Consider the following 17233-nt stretch of genomic DNA (forward strand, 5'->3'; position numbering starts at 1 on the left):
TATCGTTCATATCCCGTACAATATCGGATGATTTTCGCCCATTATATCGCATTTCCCTAATATTAATTCGGGTCTTACCCGGATTCTTAGGGGGAAAACGCGGCGTGATTCCGCTATTTGGCCATCAATTCAGCGACCGGCGCCCAATTGACCCATAGTGCCAGCGCGGAAATCAGAACAGACAGCACACCGAAGACCGCATCATGCAGCGGGTCCCACGCGCCTGTATGCCGCGACAGCCAGACCACCACGGGATAGATCATGGCATAGGCCACACCCTGTCCGATGATCGCGCCGAACAACCCGCCAAGCTCTAGCCCGACCAACACCGCGCCAAACATGAAAACCGCGCGCGCCAGATACAGGATGAAGAACCGTTTGCTGTCGCCCGCGGCCAAAGCCGCCTGATCGTAGGTTAGCGATATGATCTGCGGCAGTTGCATCAGCGCCAGCACCACCACAACGGCGCCCGCCGCCGCATAGCGGGGATCATACAGCAGGTCGACGGCCCAGACGCCCAACAGCGATGCCACCGCGACCATTGCGACCAACGCCCCCGTCACCACGAACCGCATCTTGCGCAGTTTGGCAAAGTTCGCAGGACTATCTTTGGGCGGGGCTTCCCGATAGATCGGGATAAGCACTTTTCCTACCATCACATTGCCCAGCATCATCGGCACTGTCGCTAGGAAAAAGCCGATGTTGTAAACGCCAAAGTCATCCAACGGCAGCCATTTCCCGATCAGTATTTTGTCGGCTTGGAAAAAGAAAAATCCGCAGACGGTGGACAGGAAAATCCATTTGCCAAAGTTCACCAGCTCATGCCGCGCGGCCTTTTCCCAGCGGATTGTGTTGACCAGTCCGGGAAGGAACCCGAACGCCAGACCCAGCATCACCAATTGGCTAAGCAACCCGCTTATCACCAGCGCCCAGACCGATTTCAGCCACCACGCCAAAGCGATGGCAAAGACCACGCCGATAATTTGAACAGCGACCTCGATCGCGGCGACACGGCCCAACAACAGGTGCCGGTTGGCTGTGTCCAGCCGTGTCGGCTTGAACCCGATGATCAACAGGCCCAACCCCGCAACCGGCATGATCTGGGCCAGCATTGGTTCATCGTAGAACCACGCCAAAGGAAAGCCGATGGCACAGGCCACAAGCCAGAGCGCGACACCGCGAAAAACCTGTATCGTCCACGCAGTGTTCAGAAAATCAGGGTCATCACCCCGTTTGCTTTGCAGGATAGCAGGTGTCACGCCGACGTCGGAAAAGTTCGCCAAACCTTGGATAAAGACCGTGACCAGCGCCATCATCCCGAAGGCCTCTGGGAACAGAAGGCGGGTCAGAACAAGGTTCGACAGAAGCCGGATCACCTGACTGCTGACAAAGCTGCCCGTCGTCCAGAACGACGACCGCATTGCCCGTGCGCCCAGCGAAGCTCCGCCAAATTTCTTGAAAACGCCCGCCATTATCGCCCGCGGCTCCATCCACTGTCGCCTTTGGGTCCAAACTTCACGGCCAAGGCGACGCCTGTGTATGTCGCAAAGCCGATTGGATCGGCCAGTGCCAGTTTCAACTTTTCACCAATGCTGGTGGCAGGCGTGTCTTCGTTTTTGATCAGTTCGGGATAAAGCGCACGCACCTCTTCCACGCCACGGTCCTGCCGCGCGCGCACTTTGATCAGGTTGCGCAGGCCCGAGACGACAGGCCAGTCGTAGCTGCCAGATGTGCTGACGCGTTCATCGGCTGCAAAATGCAAACGCACAAACGTGTCGTCAGAAATGATATTCGGGAACGCCCCCCAACGCGCACGGCCAGCCGTGTTCACCGCAAACAGCCCACACCCCGGAACGCCCTGCGCCATGAACGGCACCTTGCGCCAGATCCGCGCATAGGCGCGGCTGGCGAAATTATCCGGTGCGACGATATTCAAGCGCCCGCTGGCGTATGTCGGTTCATCCACCGCCAGCAACCCGGCCAGTTCGGATAGTACCGTTTTCGATAGCGTCACATCCGCATCCAGATAGACCCGCGCCCCAAACCGCGCAGCCGCATCACCGGCATTCAGCGCGTTAGGCTTGCCGCCTTCTGGAAGGTCTAGAACCGTCAGCCCCCAGCCGTTCTCTGCAAACTGGTCACCAAAGGCTTGCGCGACACGTGCAGTATCATCCGTGCACCCATTCGCCACGACGACAACCTGAAAAGACGGAACAGGATCAGAGGCCAGAACAGAGGCCAAACAGCGCCCGATGACGGCAGCTTCATTATGCGCGGGGATAATAACGCTTATCCCCTTAACATCACTTTCGCCCATTCAATGGTCGCCTTCGATACGCCAAACAGCGGAACACTCACTCACACGGCGAAATCTGCGGGATTTCAGCCACACCTCAAAAGATGCCTTCGCACCCAACTATGGCCAAAGAATGAAAACTATTAAACAGTCATTCCAAGTTCTGCCAACGTTGCCAATTTTTCGATAGGTTGAGTGTGCCCCGTCCCCTTCGGATCGGATATCTCGTGCCCCAGTTCCCGGGGCAGACACATATCTTTTTCTGGCGCGAAGTCATCGCGCTGGAAGCGATGGGCCATTCCGTATCGCTATTGTCGACACGCCACCCGCCGCAGGGCCTGATCGCGCATGACTGGTCCCAAGACGCCATCGCACGCACGACCTATCTGGGGCACATCGATCCGATCCATGCTGTGAATGCTTTGGCCCGTCTGTTGCCCAAGGGCCTGATGGGCTGGATCGCATCGGAAGGTCCGCGGTTTGGCAAAGATGTTCTGATTGTTCTGGCCGCCGCGAGTAAATTGCTGGCCGAGGCCAAGGCGCAGAAGCTGGATCACATCCACGTCCATTCCTGTGGGCGGGCCGCGATCATCGCCGCGCTGTGCCATAAGATGGGCGGGCCTACCTATTCGCTTACGCTGCACGGCCCGCTGCAGGACTATGGATCGGGTCAGCGTTTTAAATGGTCAAACGCGGCCTTTGGCACGATCATCACCCAAAAGCTGATGGATGAGGCGATTGAGGAACTAGGCGATGCCCTGCCCGAGCGCATCGAAATCCGCCCGATGGGTGTCGACACGTCTGTGATGAAACGCAAAACGCCTTATAAGCCTGTGGAACACGGCCAACCCATGCGCCTGTTTTCCTGTGGCCGTCTGAACGTCGTCAAAGGCCATCAGGATCTGATGTCGTCGGTTCGGCAACTGCTGGATATGGGTGTGGACGTCCGGCTTGAAATCGCGGGCGAAGATGATGCAGGCGGCACGGGCTATCGGGCCGAGCTTGAGGCGCATCTGAAACAGCTGCGTTTGCAGGATCACGTCAAACTTCTGGGCGCGATTGATGCGGGCCTCGTGCGGCAGAAACTGCTTGAGGCGCACGCCTTTGTTCTTGCCAGCTGGCACGAACCCCTTGGCGTTGCCTATATGGAGGCGATGGCCTGCGGTGTACCCACATTCGGCACCGATGCGGGCGGCGTGTCCGAACTGATCGACGACGGTAAGAACGGCATTCTGGTGCCGCCCAAGAACCCCAGCGTTCTGGCGCGCGTGCTGCGCGATTTCGCAGGCAACCCCGAACTGGCCATGCGGCTTAGCACGGCAGGACGTGCGCATGTGGTTGAGAACTTCAGCTCGGAACTGGGTGCGCAGACGATCGTGCGCATGATTGATCCGGACAGCGTGACGGATACATCAGCCGAAGAAGAAACGACTCCGGAAACAGCCGAAGCTTAATTGACCGGCACCACCGTTTCGGGATCATCAGCGAAAACCAGTTCCTCGATCATCGTCAGGCGCGATACCTGATAGCCGCGCGAAACAGTCACGACTCCACCGTCTTTTTCGATGCTGTAGTCGGCCTTTTTGCCCGGAAACACAGCGCGGTCCTGACCGGCACCGCCATGCAGCTTGTCCGACCCACCGAAGGAAAACAGAACGTCATCGCCCGGTCCGCCCAACAGAGTGTCTTCCTCGGCGGTGCCGTCCATCACGTCATTGCCGGTGCTTCCTGCACGCAGCACCCCGTCTTCGAAGGCCGCCGGATCGCGGTCTTCCCAATCCACGGGCCCACCGGCGTTGTGCGCCATCAACACATCCCAACGTGGGTTGGCATCGTCCAGATGCCGCAAGCCACCCCAACTGCCCCATTTGGACGGCGCAGCGACGTCAACAAAAGCGTTGAACATACGACCGCCCGCTGCGTTCCAGCCATCAATAAGTTGCATGTACAGCCGCGCCATCTGGAGGCTGTAGTTGAACTGTTCGAAAAAGGTGGTCAGCGCTTCGTCATCAACGCGGTCCATCTGCGCCGCGACGTGGCTACCGCCTTCGTACATGATCAGGTCCAATCCAGCGGCTTCGGCGGCGCGGGCGTGGTGGGGGAAAATTTCCTCAACCAAAGTCCGTACCGACCCGTTCGACAAAAGCGCCGCAACCGGATCGAAGGCATCCTTGTATTGCTCGACCTTCATAAACTCGCGCAGCGCGACACGGCGTAGCCCTTGGGCACGCCCACGTTCTTCGGCCTTATCCGCGGCGTCCTTCAGGATCGCGCGCATTTCGCGGCCTTGTTCATCCCCGCCGATTTCATGGCCGAAATACCCGGTCACCGCATAGGCATCGAAACTGTCACGCGGCAGATGACCCAGTTCAAGGAACCCCAAGGGTGACATCAGGGCGGATTCCTCAAGCCCCGGCCAACCGGTGTGTGTGGCAAAGACGCGAACAAGGCGATCTTCGGTTTCATCCCCGAACACATCGGTCCAGATATCCATTACTTGCGCCGCGCGCATGCCATAGAACTGCATCCAGCCATCACTGCTTTTGCCCCAACGCGCCTCAGCCTGCGCGGCGGCATAGTTGGTCTGGGAAAAGATAAAGTTCCACATCTCGTTCGAATATTCGACATGGGCCTTCAGGCGCGGATCCAGCGTATCCCGCACTTCTTCGGCAAATGCGCGGACGTAATCGTCATCCGCCAGATGGGGCATGTTGAACCATGGATCGGCGCCGATCTGGTTGGCCAGTTCCACCATCACAGGGATCGGCACGCCCCAAGCGGTATAACTGTAGTCCGTCACACGCGGGCGGTCGTCCCACGACACCACGGGCGAGTCATTGGTGAACATCCAGTCCATGAAACGGATCGACCGCACGGTGCTGATCCGCGCCAGCCAGTCGGGATTGAACAGCGCGCCAGCCTCATGCAGCAGCAGGTGGTTTTCATGCACGACCGAGATATTGCGGATCGGATCGTCGGGGTCGGTGGCGGCAATGGCGATGCCGACGAACCCTTCGCCCGGTTCAAAGAAGAAACGGATTTCACCGTCCTCGTACACCGCACGTCGGGCGCGGCCTGTGACCTTGATGTCGCCCTTACCTTCGTAGCGCAGAACATAGCTGCCGCGCAGATGAAGCGCGTCTTCTGGCTGGTCGGTCAGGATCAAAGCCTCAAGTGCCTTGGCATTGTCCGGCAGGCGAAGCGGCCAGCCGTTTTCATCCAGAAAGCCCCCTGCGCGCAGCTCATCAATGTTGATCGCGCCCCATTGGCTGGCTGTATGCCCGACCCACTGGCGGGCGGTTTTCATCACATCAATAAAGGGGTGCTGCGTGGACCAATCAGCGATGCCGTTCAGCCCGATGCCCATGGCAGGCTCTCCAATCGGACGCGCACCTCGCGGGGGCAGTACGTAATCGGCGGCAGGCTGGATATTGTCCAACGCGGCCTTTTTGACCTCAAGATACGGCTGGACCAGTGACCAAATCTGTTCTGCAACGGCCGGATAGGCACCCGCCACAACGGGGTTCACCTTATCCAAGCCCTCAACCGTTTGTGGCAAAGGGCGCTGGTACAGGGTCGCATATGTCACCATCGCGGCCAGCAAATAGGTGTCGGGCGTGCCATGCGGCGCATCGTCGGAATAGAAAGCCGTCGCCGGCAGATCGGACAACGGCGCGGTTGACATGACTTCGGACAAAATCGGCGCGATGGGCAGGCGGCGGATGTCGGCATCGGGGCGTTCTGACTTCAGGTCGGCGATATAGTCGACATACCAGTCCTGATAGGCCCCGCGATTGAAGTCGTGGTACTTTTGCAGGAACCGTTCATTGGGTGGAAAGCGCCGAATGACGCCGTCCATATCGGCCCAGCCTTCGTAAATGTAATAGGTGATATCGGGCGCGCGTTCCGCGACCCAATCCACCACAGACAACGTCGCGCCAAGGGGCGAGGTGTTGTTGGGGTTATAGCCATCAAACGCCTTGGTGTGGCTTTGATACTGGATAAAGTTCGTCGGCGTGATCAGCACCACATCATATTCATCAGGGTTCCCTGACCCGACGCGCTGAACCGTGGGAAACGACCATTCGGGATTGGGTGGCAACTGCGACGGAAATTCCGGCAGAAAGCCCCAGTGCCCTTCGACCGCAACGGTCGAACCATCGGCCTTGGCCAAAGCATCCAGCCAGACCGGAACGTTCGTCAGTTCGCCACCATCAGGATGATTCACAAGGGAATTGCCGAATGCGTAGAGGTTCAGATGACGTGCCTCTTGTGCGGCGGTCATTGTCGCCAGACAGCATGTCAGCAAGCTAAGGCCAGCGGCCAACGCCCTAAGCATAGGTGGTTTCCTCGGTTAAACTGTCACTTATCACAGCGCACCATAGGCCCCCGCCCCAAGGCGCAGCAATGGTGTAGACAGAAAACTCACCGTCTTTTTAGCGGAAACCGGCCAGTGCCCTTTTTGAGCGCATCACGGGGATGGCAGCAACAGGGCATCTGATTTCACCATCATTCCGCCCCCACTTCATCCAACACGGCACGCACCTGCGCCTCGACTGTGGTTCTGTCCCAGTCGCGCGGGTCCACCATGTCGGAATGGATTTCGACGACGCGGACATCCGACGCCTTCAGCGCCTCGCGGGCAAAGTATGATCCGTATCCCGAAAAGCGGTCGTGTTCCGGCACCAGCATCACAGCCACATCGATCCGCCAGCGACGCGCCTCTTTCACCAGCCATTCGTTGACCCACGGCGGTTGGTGAAGCTGTTCGTTCATCGCCGACACCCGCGCCGCCAGCGCGCGCAACGTATCGCCGTGATCCGCGCGGATGTAGCCATCGGCGGCAAAGGGCAGGTACATCGACCACGCGAAAACGGCGCCATGGCTTTCCTCGAACGCGCGGTAGAAAGACGTGTCGAACCAAAGACCCGCGCCGATCCACATCATCCGGATGCGTTCATCAGGACAGACGACATTCCCCGCACCAATCCGATCTTCGACCTCGGCCTTGAATGCGCGAACGTGGTCCAGCGCCCAATCCGATCCGCGATGCCATTGCGGGATCATGACGTTGGGCATCTGTTCCGCGATTCCCACTGGGCATTTGTCAGAACGTGCGATCAGGTCGGCCACGTCATCCAGCAGGCGTTCCTGTTCGTCGATCCGCGCCATGTAGGTGGCAAAACCTTCAGGATCAAAGTCACGGCCAGTCAGCCGTTCCAGTGACGCGATCAACGGCTTCATTTCGGCCACCATCAGATCAAGCCGCGCGCTGCCGTAAAGCCCTTCCCAATCGCTGCGGGCCTGAACCCACCAGTCCGGCGCGGGGTCTGGCGTAGCCGGAGCCGAAAGAAGATGAAGTTCGGCCCCCGAAAGCTCAGCCCATCTTTGGAAAATGCGCGGGTGTTCATCGGAACTGGACCGCGCGCACAGAATGGATGGCGCAGGCAGACCGCCCCATGGCTGGGCTTCAAAATCGCCGACCAACTGCGCGATCAGCGGAAGGCTGGAGTATCGAGGCAGGTGAGGATGAAACCCCATGTCTTCCATCTGGTCGAAGTAATGGGGGGCAAGCTGTTTGGCCGAAATGACCGCCGACCACCATTGGTTGGTGACCATCGGAACATCCATAAAATGGAACAACTCGTGCGGTGTATCCGCGTTGACAAAGGCATAGGGCTTGCCCTCTGTGATCTGGCCCCGAAGCCCCTTCAGCCAATCGCGTTGATAGGCGGTCGCCGTTTGTGCTCCGGTCATGCCAGGGCCTCCGAAATCAGGGCGCTGGCGGCAGTGCACCATGCTGAATCTGGCCGGAACGGGCGAAACCCGAGGTTTACAAAACGCGCACCGCGGTCTTCGGTCGCGCGCTTTAATGCAGGTACCTCCCACCCGAATGCGTCATCGTTTTCGTCAACGCTGACGACTACCAGATCTGCATCTTCCGTCGCCTTTTGAAGCGCGCGGGTAAACCGATCAGGCGGGGCCGCGCGCATGGACAACGCGTCACCGGCTAGATCGGTCAGCATTCTTTCTGCGTTATGGATGAAGGGCGCGCTGCGACCGTAGTCCTGTACGTCCGCGATAATCTGACCATGCGCCTCGCAAACCGCGTGAAGCACAGGCGTATCGCAAGCGGTGCCTGTCAGTGCGATTTTCGGGCCTTGGGCTGCGTGAAGCGAAAGATCGGCAAGCAAGGCATTATGGACTTCCGCCGTTAACCAACGCCCCGCGTTCCGGGCGACGAATGCCTGTTGCCCGCCGGATGGCAGTTTGCCCACGATTTTATGCCGGGCAGCCTCTGAAATGATGGCGGCGTTCAAGGCGTTGGAATCGCACCGTGCGCCCAGCGATTGCTCCAACTCCTTTACCAAGCGGACCTGTTCTGCCTGATTGAAAACTTCGGATGCGGTGCTTTTGGTGTGAAGCATGTTCCAAAGATGAAGGCTCGGCCCCTTTGTCGTCAGTTGTCCCTGCCGACGCAATTCGGACGCGTATTGATAGGCCGCAAGACCGGCAACGTCGTCACGGACAAAGATCAGAGCGGCGAAGCTGTCAAAGGCACCCGCAGCAAATCGATGCAGAAAGCGCGCTGCGAACGGATCCAGAAAGGGTTCGGTCACTTTTGAAACAACAGATTCAATCGGTCCGTCCACCGCATCTGCCAGTGGCGGCGCTTTCACGTCGACAACCACGCCGCCCATTGCAGTGATCAAAGGCACTGGCACGCCTTCACCGAACACGCCAACCAACGGCTTGCCATTCGCAACAACGCCATCGGCGCGCTCTTCAAAGGCCTTCAATAAACTGGCGTATGACGACAACGTCCCCTCCCCGGTCGATGCCTGTTCAATTTAGTTCATTTTGGAAACCTTTTATTTAATCTGTCAATAGCCATGTTTGACAAAATTACGCCCTCCCCCTAGCGATGATCTATCCGGTCAGCTTGGAATGCACATGGAACGCCACAACGACACGCCTTCGGACACGACACTTGGACACCTCTCTGAGGACATCTCATTTGTGACGCGCATCCTGCGGACCAAAATTCTGGAAGCGAACGAATCCTTCTTTGCCAAGCACAACGTGCTAGGGGGCGAGGTCGCAGTTCTGAACCTGATCGACCTAAACCCCGGATTGACCCAGAAAGAACTGGCCCACATGGTCGTTCTGCGCAAATCCGCGCTGACAAAGCTGGTAAATGAACTGGAACAGGCCGGTGTGATCGAGCGACGCAAGGAAGGGTCCGACAAGCGGCTGAATGCGCTTTATCTGACCGATGAGGGACAGACGCGACTGGCGAATATCAAGCCGGATATTGCCAAGTTGCAGGAAGAACTACTTGGCCCCCTATCCCCCGGCGAACGTGCGATGTTGTTCGAACTTTTGTGGCGGGTCATCCAACCGCAGGAAAAGTAAAACAGGCGGCATCACGTCCCTGACGCTTGACAGGCCTCCTAAATTTGTTTCTTTTTGAAACTAATTTGTAGTCACCTTAGTCAGGAGAACCCCATGGCTCAGCCCCTAGAAGGCATCCGCATTGCGGATTTCAGCCACGTCATTGCGGGCCCCTTGGCGACGCAATTCCTGAACCTTCTGGGTGCCGAGGTGATCAAGGTCGAACCGCCCGCTGGCGACCCAATGCGCTATTATACCCGCGATGCCGACAGACGCGGCATGGCCGAACCCTTTGTCGGGGCAAATGCGGGCAAACGATCGGTGGTGCTGGACCTGAAAACCGACGAAGGCCGCCGCGCTGCACAGGATATCGTGGCGTCTTGCGACGTGTTTGTCGAAAACTTCCGGCCCGGCGTTGCCGAACGTCTGGGACTTGGATCAGAAAGTCTGACGCAAAAGCACCCCTCGCTGATCTATTGTTCGATCTCGGGGTTTGGGCAGGACGGCCCGATGCGCGACTTTCCCGCGATTGATCAGGTGATCCAGAGTGTGTCGGGCCTTATGCTGCTGTCCGGCCATGAAGGGGAACCGGCCGAGCGTATTGGATTTCCCATCGTCGATACCTATTCCGCGCTTCTGTCCGCGTTTGCGATCCTGTCCGCCGTGCTTCAGCGTGAACGCGACCCAAAGCGCAAGGGGCAGGTGATTGACGTGTCCATGCTGGACGCAACCATGGTGATGATGAGCGCGGTTGTGGGCCCGATGATGCTATCCGGCCAGACACCCACGCGGGCAGGCAACCGCGGGTTTTCTGGCGCACCGACAGCTGACACGTTCCCAACAGCCGACGGAGAGATTACAATCGGTGCGGTACAGCAGGTGCAGGTCGAACGTCTTTTCCGTACGCTGGATTGCATGGACCTGTTGGCGGACGAACGCTTTGCAACACCAGACGCCCGACTCGAGAACGACATGGCGTTGCGAGAGCTTCTACTGGCCCGCTTCGCGACACGAACAGCCATTGAATGGGAAACCGACTTGGCCGCGGCGGGCGTGCCAGCAGGCAAGGTAAGGCCGCTCAAAGAGGCGATGGACATGCCACAAGTCGAATCGCGCGACCTGTTTTTGGATCTGCCAGACGGATCCAAAATCCTGAACGCGGGCTTTCGTTTTGAACACGATGGCCCGTCGTTGAATACCAATGCCCCTGACCTTGGTGCAGATACTGACAGCGTTCTTGCAGAACTGCGCCAAACTGCGCGCTGACCAAACCATCTTTCAGTTCAGAAAATAAAAAAGGGCCGCGAAAGCGACCCTGTTTTAATGGTCGGAGTGAGAGGATTCGAACCTCCGACCCCCTGCTCCCGAAGCAGGTGCGCTACCAGGCTGCGCTACACTCCGACTGTGGCGGGCGGGATAGCCGAGCCGCAGGCGTTTGGCAAGGCCTGTTTACGGCCTTCTTTGCCATCCCAGCAAACGGCGCAAAACACCGATCCGCAACTGCGTGCCCGTTTCGAACCGCGACCGGCTGCGCAGAACAGGTGTATTCTCGGATGCGTTCTGCTGACCTTCGCGAAGAACGATGTAAATGCCGCTGGCGATGATGACACCGGCGCCCAGAAGCGTGACCAAATCCGGGGTTTCGTTGAACAGAAGGGTGCCAAAGAAAATCGCCCAAAGAATCTGGGAATACTGCATCGGGGCCACGATCACGGCCTCGCCTGCGCGGTAGGCCAGAATGATCACAATAGACGCCGTGAACCCCAAAAGCGCCATGCCCAGAAGCAGCGCAAGATGTTCGACCGGCATCGGCACATAGACGAACGGCATTGCCGCGCCCATGATCACGAAGTTCGCCAGCATCGGGTACAGCACCAGAACCTCGGCCCGTTCGGCGCTGCCTACTTTGCGCACGATGATCGAGGCCAGAGCACTACCAACAGACGCCACCATCGCCGCAAGATGCCCAAGGGACAGTTCGGTCGTCCCGGGCCGCAGCACGATCAGAACACCACCCAGACCGACGATAACCGCCATCCAACGGCGCAAGCGTACCTTTTCACCCAATATCGGGATCGACAGGATCGTGATCAGCAAGGGCGAAGCAAACAGAATGGCGTAGGTTTGCGCCAAGGGAAGCACCGTAAAGGCGTAAAAAGCCGACAGGCCAGTGACGACCACGGCGGCAGTGCGTGTCAACGTCCACCACGGATGCGCGGCGCGCAACGTGCCCGGCTGTGGATCACGGATCAACATGACGGTGGCCAGCGGAAAGCTGAACAGAACCGAAAAGAACACGATCTGGAATGGGGTGTAATTGACGCCCAGCTCTTTCACGATCACGTCGTGCGTGGCGTATAGCGCAAAAGAGAGCAGCGCTAGCAGCGCGCCTTTGGCGTTCTGTCCCATGGTCTTGATCCGGTTATGTTAACGCTAACCCGATCATGCTTTTCAGGGAAAGAAAGGAATGGCAAGCGTTCGGCCCGCCATTCCTGTGAAATTTCGCGTTTGCGTTTACAGCGACGCGTCCAGTGCGGCGACGATCGCGTCACCCATGGCGGATGTGGAAACCGGATCACGGCCCTCTTCGCCCAGCAGGTCCGCTGTGCGGTAACCGTCGGCCAGAACCGCTTCGATTGCTTTTTCCAGACGTGTGGCTTCGTCGCCTTGGTCAAAGCTGTAGCGCAGTGCCATCGCAAAGCTGAGGATACATGCGATCGGGTTTGCTTTGCCCTGACCTGCAATGTCCGGTGCGGAACCGTGTACCGGTTCGTACATCGCTTTCGGGCGACCGTTGGCCATCGGTGCACCCAAGGAGGCGGACGGCAACATACCCAGCGAACCTGTAAGCATCGCCGCCAGATCGGACAGCAGATCGCCGAACAGGTTGTCTGTAACGATCACGTCGAACTGTTTGGGCCAGCGTGTCAGCTGCATCGCACCTGCGTCTGCGTACATGTGGCTCAGTTCGACCTCGGGGTAGTCTGCGCCAACACGTGTGACAACTTCGCGCCACAGGATGCCGGATTCCATCACGTTCGCTTTTTCCATCGAGCACAGTTTCTTGTCGCGCTTCATGGCCAGTTCGAACGACGCGCGTGCAACGCGTTCGATTTCGGATTCTGTGTAACGCTGGGTGTTGATGCCCACGCGTTCGTTGCCTTCTTCGAAGATACCACGCGGTTCGCCAAAATAGACGCCCGACGTCAGTTCGCGAACGATCATGATGTCGAGGCCGGACACAACTTCGGTCTTCAGGGACGAGAAATCTGCCAGCGCGTCAAAGCACTGCGCGGGGCGCAGGTTGGCGAACAGGTCCATTTCCTTACGCAGGCGCAGCAGGCCGCGCTCGGGCTTCACGCTGAAGTCCAGAACGTCGTACTTGGGGCCGCCAACGGCGCCCAGCAGAACGGCGTCAACCTCTTGGGCTTTTGCCATTGTGTCGTCGTGCAGCGGTGTGCCGTGGGCGTCATATGCCGCGCCACCAACCAGATCTTCGCTTACGTCAAAAACCAGATCGCGCTTGGCACCGAACCAGTCGATGATCTTGCGAACTTCGGCCATGACCTCGGGGCCGATACCGTCACCAGGAAGAATAAGAAGCGAAGGGTTGCTCATTGCGTGAATCCTTTGTTCATTGTCGCGTTTCGCCTAATGGTTGGACGCGGAAGGGTCAAGAAATCACGGCGGTCAATTCTTCTGCCAGTATGTCCCAAACCCTGCGAATACGCGGGGTGTTTCGCAGCGATTCATGCACGGCCAGCCATAACGGTAGGGTTGGTAAGGGAATTTCCGGAAAGAGCCGCGTCACACCCGGCGTTTTGTCGGCAATCGTTGTTTGTGCAAACCCGATCCCGCACCCCGCGCGGATCAGTTCCCAATAGACAGGATGATGATCGCAGCGCGTGGCAAACCAATCGCGTTGCGCGGCGATTCCCATGTTCCGCATGCCGCGCACAATCAGATCCGACCGGTCATAGCCGACCAAATCCATCTTCCACATGCCATCAAGAGATGCCGGCTGCCCCGTGCGCTGCAGGTAACTGTCAGAAGCATAAACACCCAATTCCAGATCGCCCAGATGACGGGTCACGATGTCCAGTTGGCGGGGCTGGTGCATCCTGACGGCGATGTCCGCCTCTCGGTACAATAGGTTTTCGGTGCGGTCGGTCGCCACAACATCAACGCTGATTTCGGGTTCTTCATGGCGGATGCGGGCGATGATGGCGGGCAGATGATGATAGGCTGTAAACTCGCTGGCCGTGATCCGGACAGGGCCCGATACGCTATCCGACCTGCCAATCGCTGCACGGCCCAGCGCGTGAAACCCGTCTGACATGGCCTGCGCATGGGGCAACAGGGCCTGACCTGCTTCGGACAGTTCAAGGCCGCGGGGGCGGCGTTCAAACAGGGTCAGGTTCAGCGTGTCTTCGATCTGTCTGATTTGCCGCCCGATGGTGGGCTGGCTTGACCCAATCTCGCGCGCGGCGGCGGACAAAGACCCGGTTTCGGCCACAGCCAGAAAGCTGCGAACCAGCGCCCAGTCCAGATTAGAAATCGAATAATCCATTCACATATGAATAAACGATATGCGAAATCTCTCAATTCCCAAATTATTTTGAACAGCGCATGGTCCAGTCATTCGTTTCAAGCAGGAGCATTTCGATGGTTGGCAGCGCATTGATTTTGGGGGCGACAGGGCGATTTGGCCGCAATGTTGCCGAAGCATTCTGGAACGCAGGCTGGACGGTACGCCTGTTTGATCGCACATCCGAAGACCTGAACACTGCAGCAGCAGGCGTGGACGTGATCGTAAACGGCTGGAACCCTGCCTACCCCGATTGGGAAAAGCAGGCGATGGGCCTGACACATCAGGTGATCGCGGCGGCAAGGCTGCATAATGCGACGGTGATTTTTCCGGGCAATGTCTATGTGTACGGCGCCGATGCACCACAGATCTTTGCCCCCGAAACCCCGCACAGGGCAACAAACCCGCTGGGCCGCATCCGGATCGATATGGAAGCCGCCTATCGTGCCGCCGATGTCCAGACAATCATTCTGCGGGCGGGCGATTTTCTGGACACAGCGGCGTCTGGCAACTGGTTCGATAAGGTCATGGCCCCGTCGCTGACCAAAGGAAAGCTGACCTACCCCGGCAACCCCGACATCCCGCACGCCTGGGCGTATCTGCCTGACTTCGCCATCGCGATCGAAAAGCTGGCAAGGATGCGCAGCTGGTTGCCCCGTTTCACCGACCTAAGCTTTGAAGGCTACACGTTGACGGGCAATCAAATGGCCACGTTGCTAAGCGAGGGACTTTCCCGCTCTGTCGAGATCAAACAGATGGCATGGTGGCCGGTGAAGATGGCTGCGCCCGTTTTTCCGTTGGCCCGCCACCTGTGCGAAATGCGCTACCTCTGGGACAAGCCCCACCAGTTGGATGGAAGCGCTCTGGCATCCTTCCTTCCCGACTTGCGGCACACCGACCCTGTCGAGGCATTTCGCACGGCGGCCTTGGCGGCCAAGCCGGACCTTATGGAACGGCCACATCCACCCAAACCAAGCCATGGTGGCCTGTCTCGGGTCTGATCGTTTCGGTCCCTGCCGCCTGCACCTGCAACGATATGGATGGCACAGCATAAGACACCCGCATCTGACCCAAACCCAGATGCGACCAGTCGACTGTGGGCACACCCTGCAATGGGTCGGAAAGATCGGGGCGTGCCAAAAGATCGTGGATGGCCGATCTGATGCCCTCACCTTTTGAAGGATCAAGGTTCGCATCGCCCAAAATCACAAAGCGATCCGGCGCAGGCCCATAAGTACCCGCCAACACCTGCGACCAGATCGCGATCTCGTCATGATTACGCCGCCCGTTTCTGTCGTCGGGCCCGTCAAACACCGGCGTTGTTGCGTGGAAGGCCATAACAGAAACCTCGGCATCCGGCAGCATCACAGGCACAATCCAATGCCCATCCGACGACAGGCGCTGAATTTCATAGGCCGGATCGTCCGTAACAATCAGCGCACCGCCCATGTCTTTCCATAGAAGCTGCGACAGATCGGTAGCTTCCCCGAATGGAAACCGCGACAGCACCGCCATACCGCCCTGCCCTGAAAAACGGCCCCATCCTTGGGCATCGCGCCCACGGCCAAGGCGGCCGTCGCGGTCCACATCGACGCCTGTGGGGCGGCCTGCGTTGGATTGCAGGGAAAAAAGATGCGGATATTCCAAGCCCTCTTCTGCGGTCCACACGCGCAGTTCATGTAGCGCCGCAAAACCGTGGTCAAAATCGAAATCGGTCAGCAAAAGAACATCAGGCGCGACGCGCACAATCGTTTCGACCATGGATGCCAGATCATCATCACGGCGGTTCAGATCACGCAACAACACCCCGGGCCCGTCCCGCGTGAAAGGTGCGGCCCACGTGGCAAAGCGGTAGGTTTCAGAGGCAAAAACAGACGTGCCCAGCCAAACGATCAGGCTGCTTGCAAGACATCCGATTGCGCATAAGCGCGGCGGCGCTTTTCTTCGATCAGCTCGGCGACGCGCATCAAAGCAACGCCGCGCATGATTAAGGAAGCTGGCAAGAACGCCCATGCTGTCATCATCCAAACCAAGGTCTGCGGATCAGAAAGCGGCATCGGTTCCAGAACCTGCGCTGTCGCCTCGAAGATCGCCGGAATTAGGAATGGCAGAAGGAAGCCTAACGCGAAGTTAAGATTTGAATCGCGCTTGAGGCGGTAGAGCACATCACCCCCTGTAGTCGGGTCAAACAGCGGAAGGTTGATCCAGACATTGAACGCCCCGTTGCGCAGCGGCCAACGCATGATGCGGATAAAGACGATGAAGAAGGCAATCGAGGCCAGGCTGATCACATAGGCCATGCCAGCGGTGGCTTTTACGACCTCGAACAGCGGCAAAGGCGCGCCTTCCGGTACAGCCAGCAAGGCAAGGCGCACGGGCGAGAACGGGAAATCCATCGCTTCGCCGATCGAACTACCAACGTAGTAAAAGCTGCCTGACATCGCGGTCGGCATCTGGAATTCACGGGTGATCTGCGTCAGGGCGTAGACCATGCAGAACATCGTCAGGAACCGGATACGGTTGAACGGTGCCGCGCTACGGAATTCGACAAAGCTGGGCATCGTGCTGAAGTATTCGAGGAACGTCAGAACGCCGCCGACAAGCGCAAGCAATGCGACCAGCTGGCTGGTATCGGATGAGACGTTAGGCAGCATGAAAGACGGCAGAGCCAACAGCCCTGCGACCAACAATGCACGTACGCCCGCACTGATCGCGCGATTAAACACGTTTCTCTGCCCCTTTGGCCGGGCGTCCATGGTCTTTTGCCATGTCCTTTTCCGACCGCTGATGCCGATTATTCACGGCTTGCCTCGTTATTAACGATAATAAAGCCAGCCGCAGCGAAAGTTCTCAAGTCGAAGATCGGTAATAGTCTGGAAATAGGGCCAAATTGGGTCAGGCTATGGCGCGAATGCATCAGGTACGACTCAAAGTGAATGCTCCTCTAAGGAGAA

The 17233-nt window shown here is 58.3% G+C and carries 14 protein-coding genes and 1 tRNA gene; 4 read left to right on the plus strand and 11 right to left on the minus strand.

Annotated features, from left to right (window positions below):
• Nucleotides 1-113: 113 nt before the first annotated feature.
• Together C4S59_RS11395 and C4S59_RS11400 are read right to left on the minus strand one after the other, a co-directional pair.
• Nucleotides 114-1472: an oligosaccharide flippase family protein gene (locus C4S59_RS11395; RefSeq protein WP_103910626.1), complete on the minus strand. Its 1359-nt coding sequence runs from the start codon at nt 1470-1472 to the stop codon at nt 114-116.
• A complete protein-coding gene (locus C4S59_RS11400) occupies nt 1472-2317 on the minus strand; it encodes a glycosyltransferase family 2 protein (protein WP_103910627.1) in 846 nt (281 codons plus the stop codon). Before C4S59_RS11400 ends, C4S59_RS11395 begins: the two co-directional genes overlap by 1 nt.
• A 176-nt stretch (nt 2318-2493) precedes the next feature.
• Here C4S59_RS11400 and epsE point away from each other — a divergent pair, with 176 nt between their 5' ends.
• A complete protein-coding gene (epsE, locus tag C4S59_RS11405) occupies nt 2494-3750 on the plus strand; it encodes an exopolysaccharide biosynthesis GT4 family glycosyltransferase EpsE (RefSeq protein WP_103910628.1) in 1257 nt (418 codons plus the stop codon).
• On the opposite strand, the gene C4S59_RS11410 is transcribed toward epsE, so the two are convergent.
• The 3 genes from C4S59_RS11410 to C4S59_RS11420 all read right to left on the minus strand — a co-directional run bounded on the left by C4S59_RS11410 (nt 3747) and on the right by C4S59_RS11420 (nt 9117).
• The gene (locus C4S59_RS11410; protein ID WP_103910629.1) at nt 3747-6635 is read right to left on the minus strand and encodes a calcium-binding protein; all 2889 of its coding nucleotides are present in this window, start codon (nt 6633-6635) and stop codon (nt 3747-3749) included. The two genes, epsE and C4S59_RS11410, sit on opposite strands and share 4 nt — an antisense overlap.
• 170 nt (nt 6636-6805) lie before the next feature.
• A complete protein-coding gene (locus tag C4S59_RS11415) occupies nt 6806-8053 on the minus strand; it encodes a 2-hydroxyacyl-CoA dehydratase family protein (protein ID WP_103910630.1) in 1248 nt (415 codons plus the stop codon).
• A complete protein-coding gene (locus C4S59_RS11420) occupies nt 8050-9117 on the minus strand; it encodes a 2-hydroxyacyl-CoA dehydratase family protein (protein WP_146064530.1) in 1068 nt (355 codons plus the stop codon). Before C4S59_RS11420 ends, C4S59_RS11415 begins: the two co-directional genes overlap by 4 nt.
• A gap of 133 nt (nt 9118-9250) precedes the next feature.
• On the opposite strand from C4S59_RS11420, the gene C4S59_RS11425 reads away from it, so the two are divergent.
• Together C4S59_RS11425 and C4S59_RS11430 are read left to right on the plus strand one after the other, a co-directional pair.
• Nucleotides 9251-9712, plus strand: coding sequence for a MarR family winged helix-turn-helix transcriptional regulator (locus C4S59_RS11425; RefSeq protein WP_160006843.1), 462 nt, complete (start codon nt 9251-9253; stop codon nt 9710-9712).
• A gap of 93 nt (nt 9713-9805) precedes the next feature.
• Nucleotides 9806-10957 carry a CaiB/BaiF CoA transferase family protein gene (locus tag C4S59_RS11430; RefSeq protein WP_103910633.1) on the plus strand — a complete coding sequence of 384 codons (1152 nt, stop codon included), beginning with the start codon at nt 9806-9808 and terminating at the stop codon, nt 10955-10957.
• Between the two features lie 58 nt (nt 10958-11015).
• Here the strand turns inward: C4S59_RS11430 and C4S59_RS11435 are convergent.
• The 4 genes from C4S59_RS11435 to C4S59_RS11450 all read right to left on the minus strand — a co-directional run bounded on the left by C4S59_RS11435 (nt 11016) and on the right by C4S59_RS11450 (nt 14261).
• Nucleotides 11016-11092, minus strand: a tRNA-Pro gene (locus C4S59_RS11435).
• 48 nt (nt 11093-11140) lie between these two features.
• Complete coding sequence (locus C4S59_RS11440; protein ID WP_103910634.1) at nt 11141-12100, minus strand: DMT family transporter; 960 nt, start codon at nt 12098-12100, stop codon at nt 11141-11143.
• Nucleotides 12101-12205: 105 nt separating this feature from the next.
• Entirely contained in the window at nt 12206-13309 is a 1104-nt protein-coding gene (gene leuB, locus C4S59_RS11445; protein ID WP_103910635.1) for a 3-isopropylmalate dehydrogenase, read from the minus strand.
• Nucleotides 13310-13364: 55 nt separating this feature from the next.
• Nucleotides 13365-14261: a LysR family transcriptional regulator gene (locus C4S59_RS11450; protein ID WP_103910636.1), complete on the minus strand. Its 897-nt coding sequence runs from the start codon at nt 14259-14261 to the stop codon at nt 13365-13367.
• 95 nt (nt 14262-14356) lie between these two features.
• Between C4S59_RS11450 and C4S59_RS11455 the strand changes: the two genes are divergently transcribed.
• Nucleotides 14357-15280: a Rossmann-fold NAD(P)-binding domain-containing protein gene (locus C4S59_RS11455; protein ID WP_103910637.1), complete on the plus strand. Its 924-nt coding sequence runs from the start codon at nt 14357-14359 to the stop codon at nt 15278-15280.
• Here C4S59_RS11455 and C4S59_RS11460 read toward each other — a convergent pair.
• Together C4S59_RS11460 and C4S59_RS11465 are read right to left on the minus strand one after the other, a co-directional pair.
• Nucleotides 15225-16085, minus strand: coding sequence for an endonuclease/exonuclease/phosphatase family protein (locus C4S59_RS11460; RefSeq protein WP_234994746.1), 861 nt, complete (start codon nt 16083-16085; stop codon nt 15225-15227). The two genes, C4S59_RS11455 and C4S59_RS11460, sit on opposite strands and share 56 nt — an antisense overlap.
• A gap of 86 nt (nt 16086-16171) precedes the next feature.
• Nucleotides 16172-17005 carry a hypothetical protein gene (locus C4S59_RS11465; RefSeq protein ID WP_234994747.1) on the minus strand — a complete coding sequence of 278 codons (834 nt, stop codon included), beginning with the start codon at nt 17003-17005 and terminating at the stop codon, nt 16172-16174.
• Between the last annotated feature and the right edge of the window lie 228 nt (nt 17006-17233).

It is taken from the genome of Thalassococcus halodurans (genome assembly GCF_900108225.1).
Classification (GTDB): domain Bacteria; phylum Pseudomonadota; class Alphaproteobacteria; order Rhodobacterales; family Rhodobacteraceae; genus Thalassococcus; species Thalassococcus halodurans.

Coding starts and splice junctions, on each gene's coding strand:
- C4S59_RS11395 (WP_103910626.1), bottom strand. CDS start 1,472: ATGGCGGGCGTTTTCAAGAAATTTGGCGGAGCTTCGCTGGGCGCACGG.
- C4S59_RS11400 (WP_103910627.1), bottom strand. CDS start 2,317: ATGGGCGAAAGTGATGTTAAGGGGATAAGCGTTATTATCCCCGCGCAT.
- C4S59_RS11410 (WP_103910629.1), bottom strand. CDS start 6,635: ATGCTTAGGGCGTTGGCCGCTGGCCTTAGCTTGCTGACATGCTGTCTG.
- C4S59_RS11415 (WP_103910630.1), bottom strand. CDS start 8,053: ATGACCGGAGCACAAACGGCGACCGCCTATCAACGCGATTGGCTGAAG.
- C4S59_RS11425 (WP_160006843.1), top strand. CDS start 9,251: ATGGAACGCCACAACGACACGCCTTCGGACACGACACTTGGACACCTC.
- C4S59_RS11430 (WP_103910633.1), top strand. CDS start 9,806: ATGGCTCAGCCCCTAGAAGGCATCCGCATTGCGGATTTCAGCCACGTC.
- C4S59_RS11440 (WP_103910634.1), bottom strand. CDS start 12,100: ATGGGACAGAACGCCAAAGGCGCGCTGCTAGCGCTGCTCTCTTTTGCG.
- leuB (WP_103910635.1), bottom strand. CDS start 13,309: ATGAGCAACCCTTCGCTTCTTATTCTTCCTGGTGACGGTATCGGCCCC.
- C4S59_RS11450 (WP_103910636.1), bottom strand. CDS start 14,261: ATGGATTATTCGATTTCTAATCTGGACTGGGCGCTGGTTCGCAGCTTT.
- C4S59_RS11455 (WP_103910637.1), top strand. CDS start 14,357: ATGGTTGGCAGCGCATTGATTTTGGGGGCGACAGGGCGATTTGGCCGC.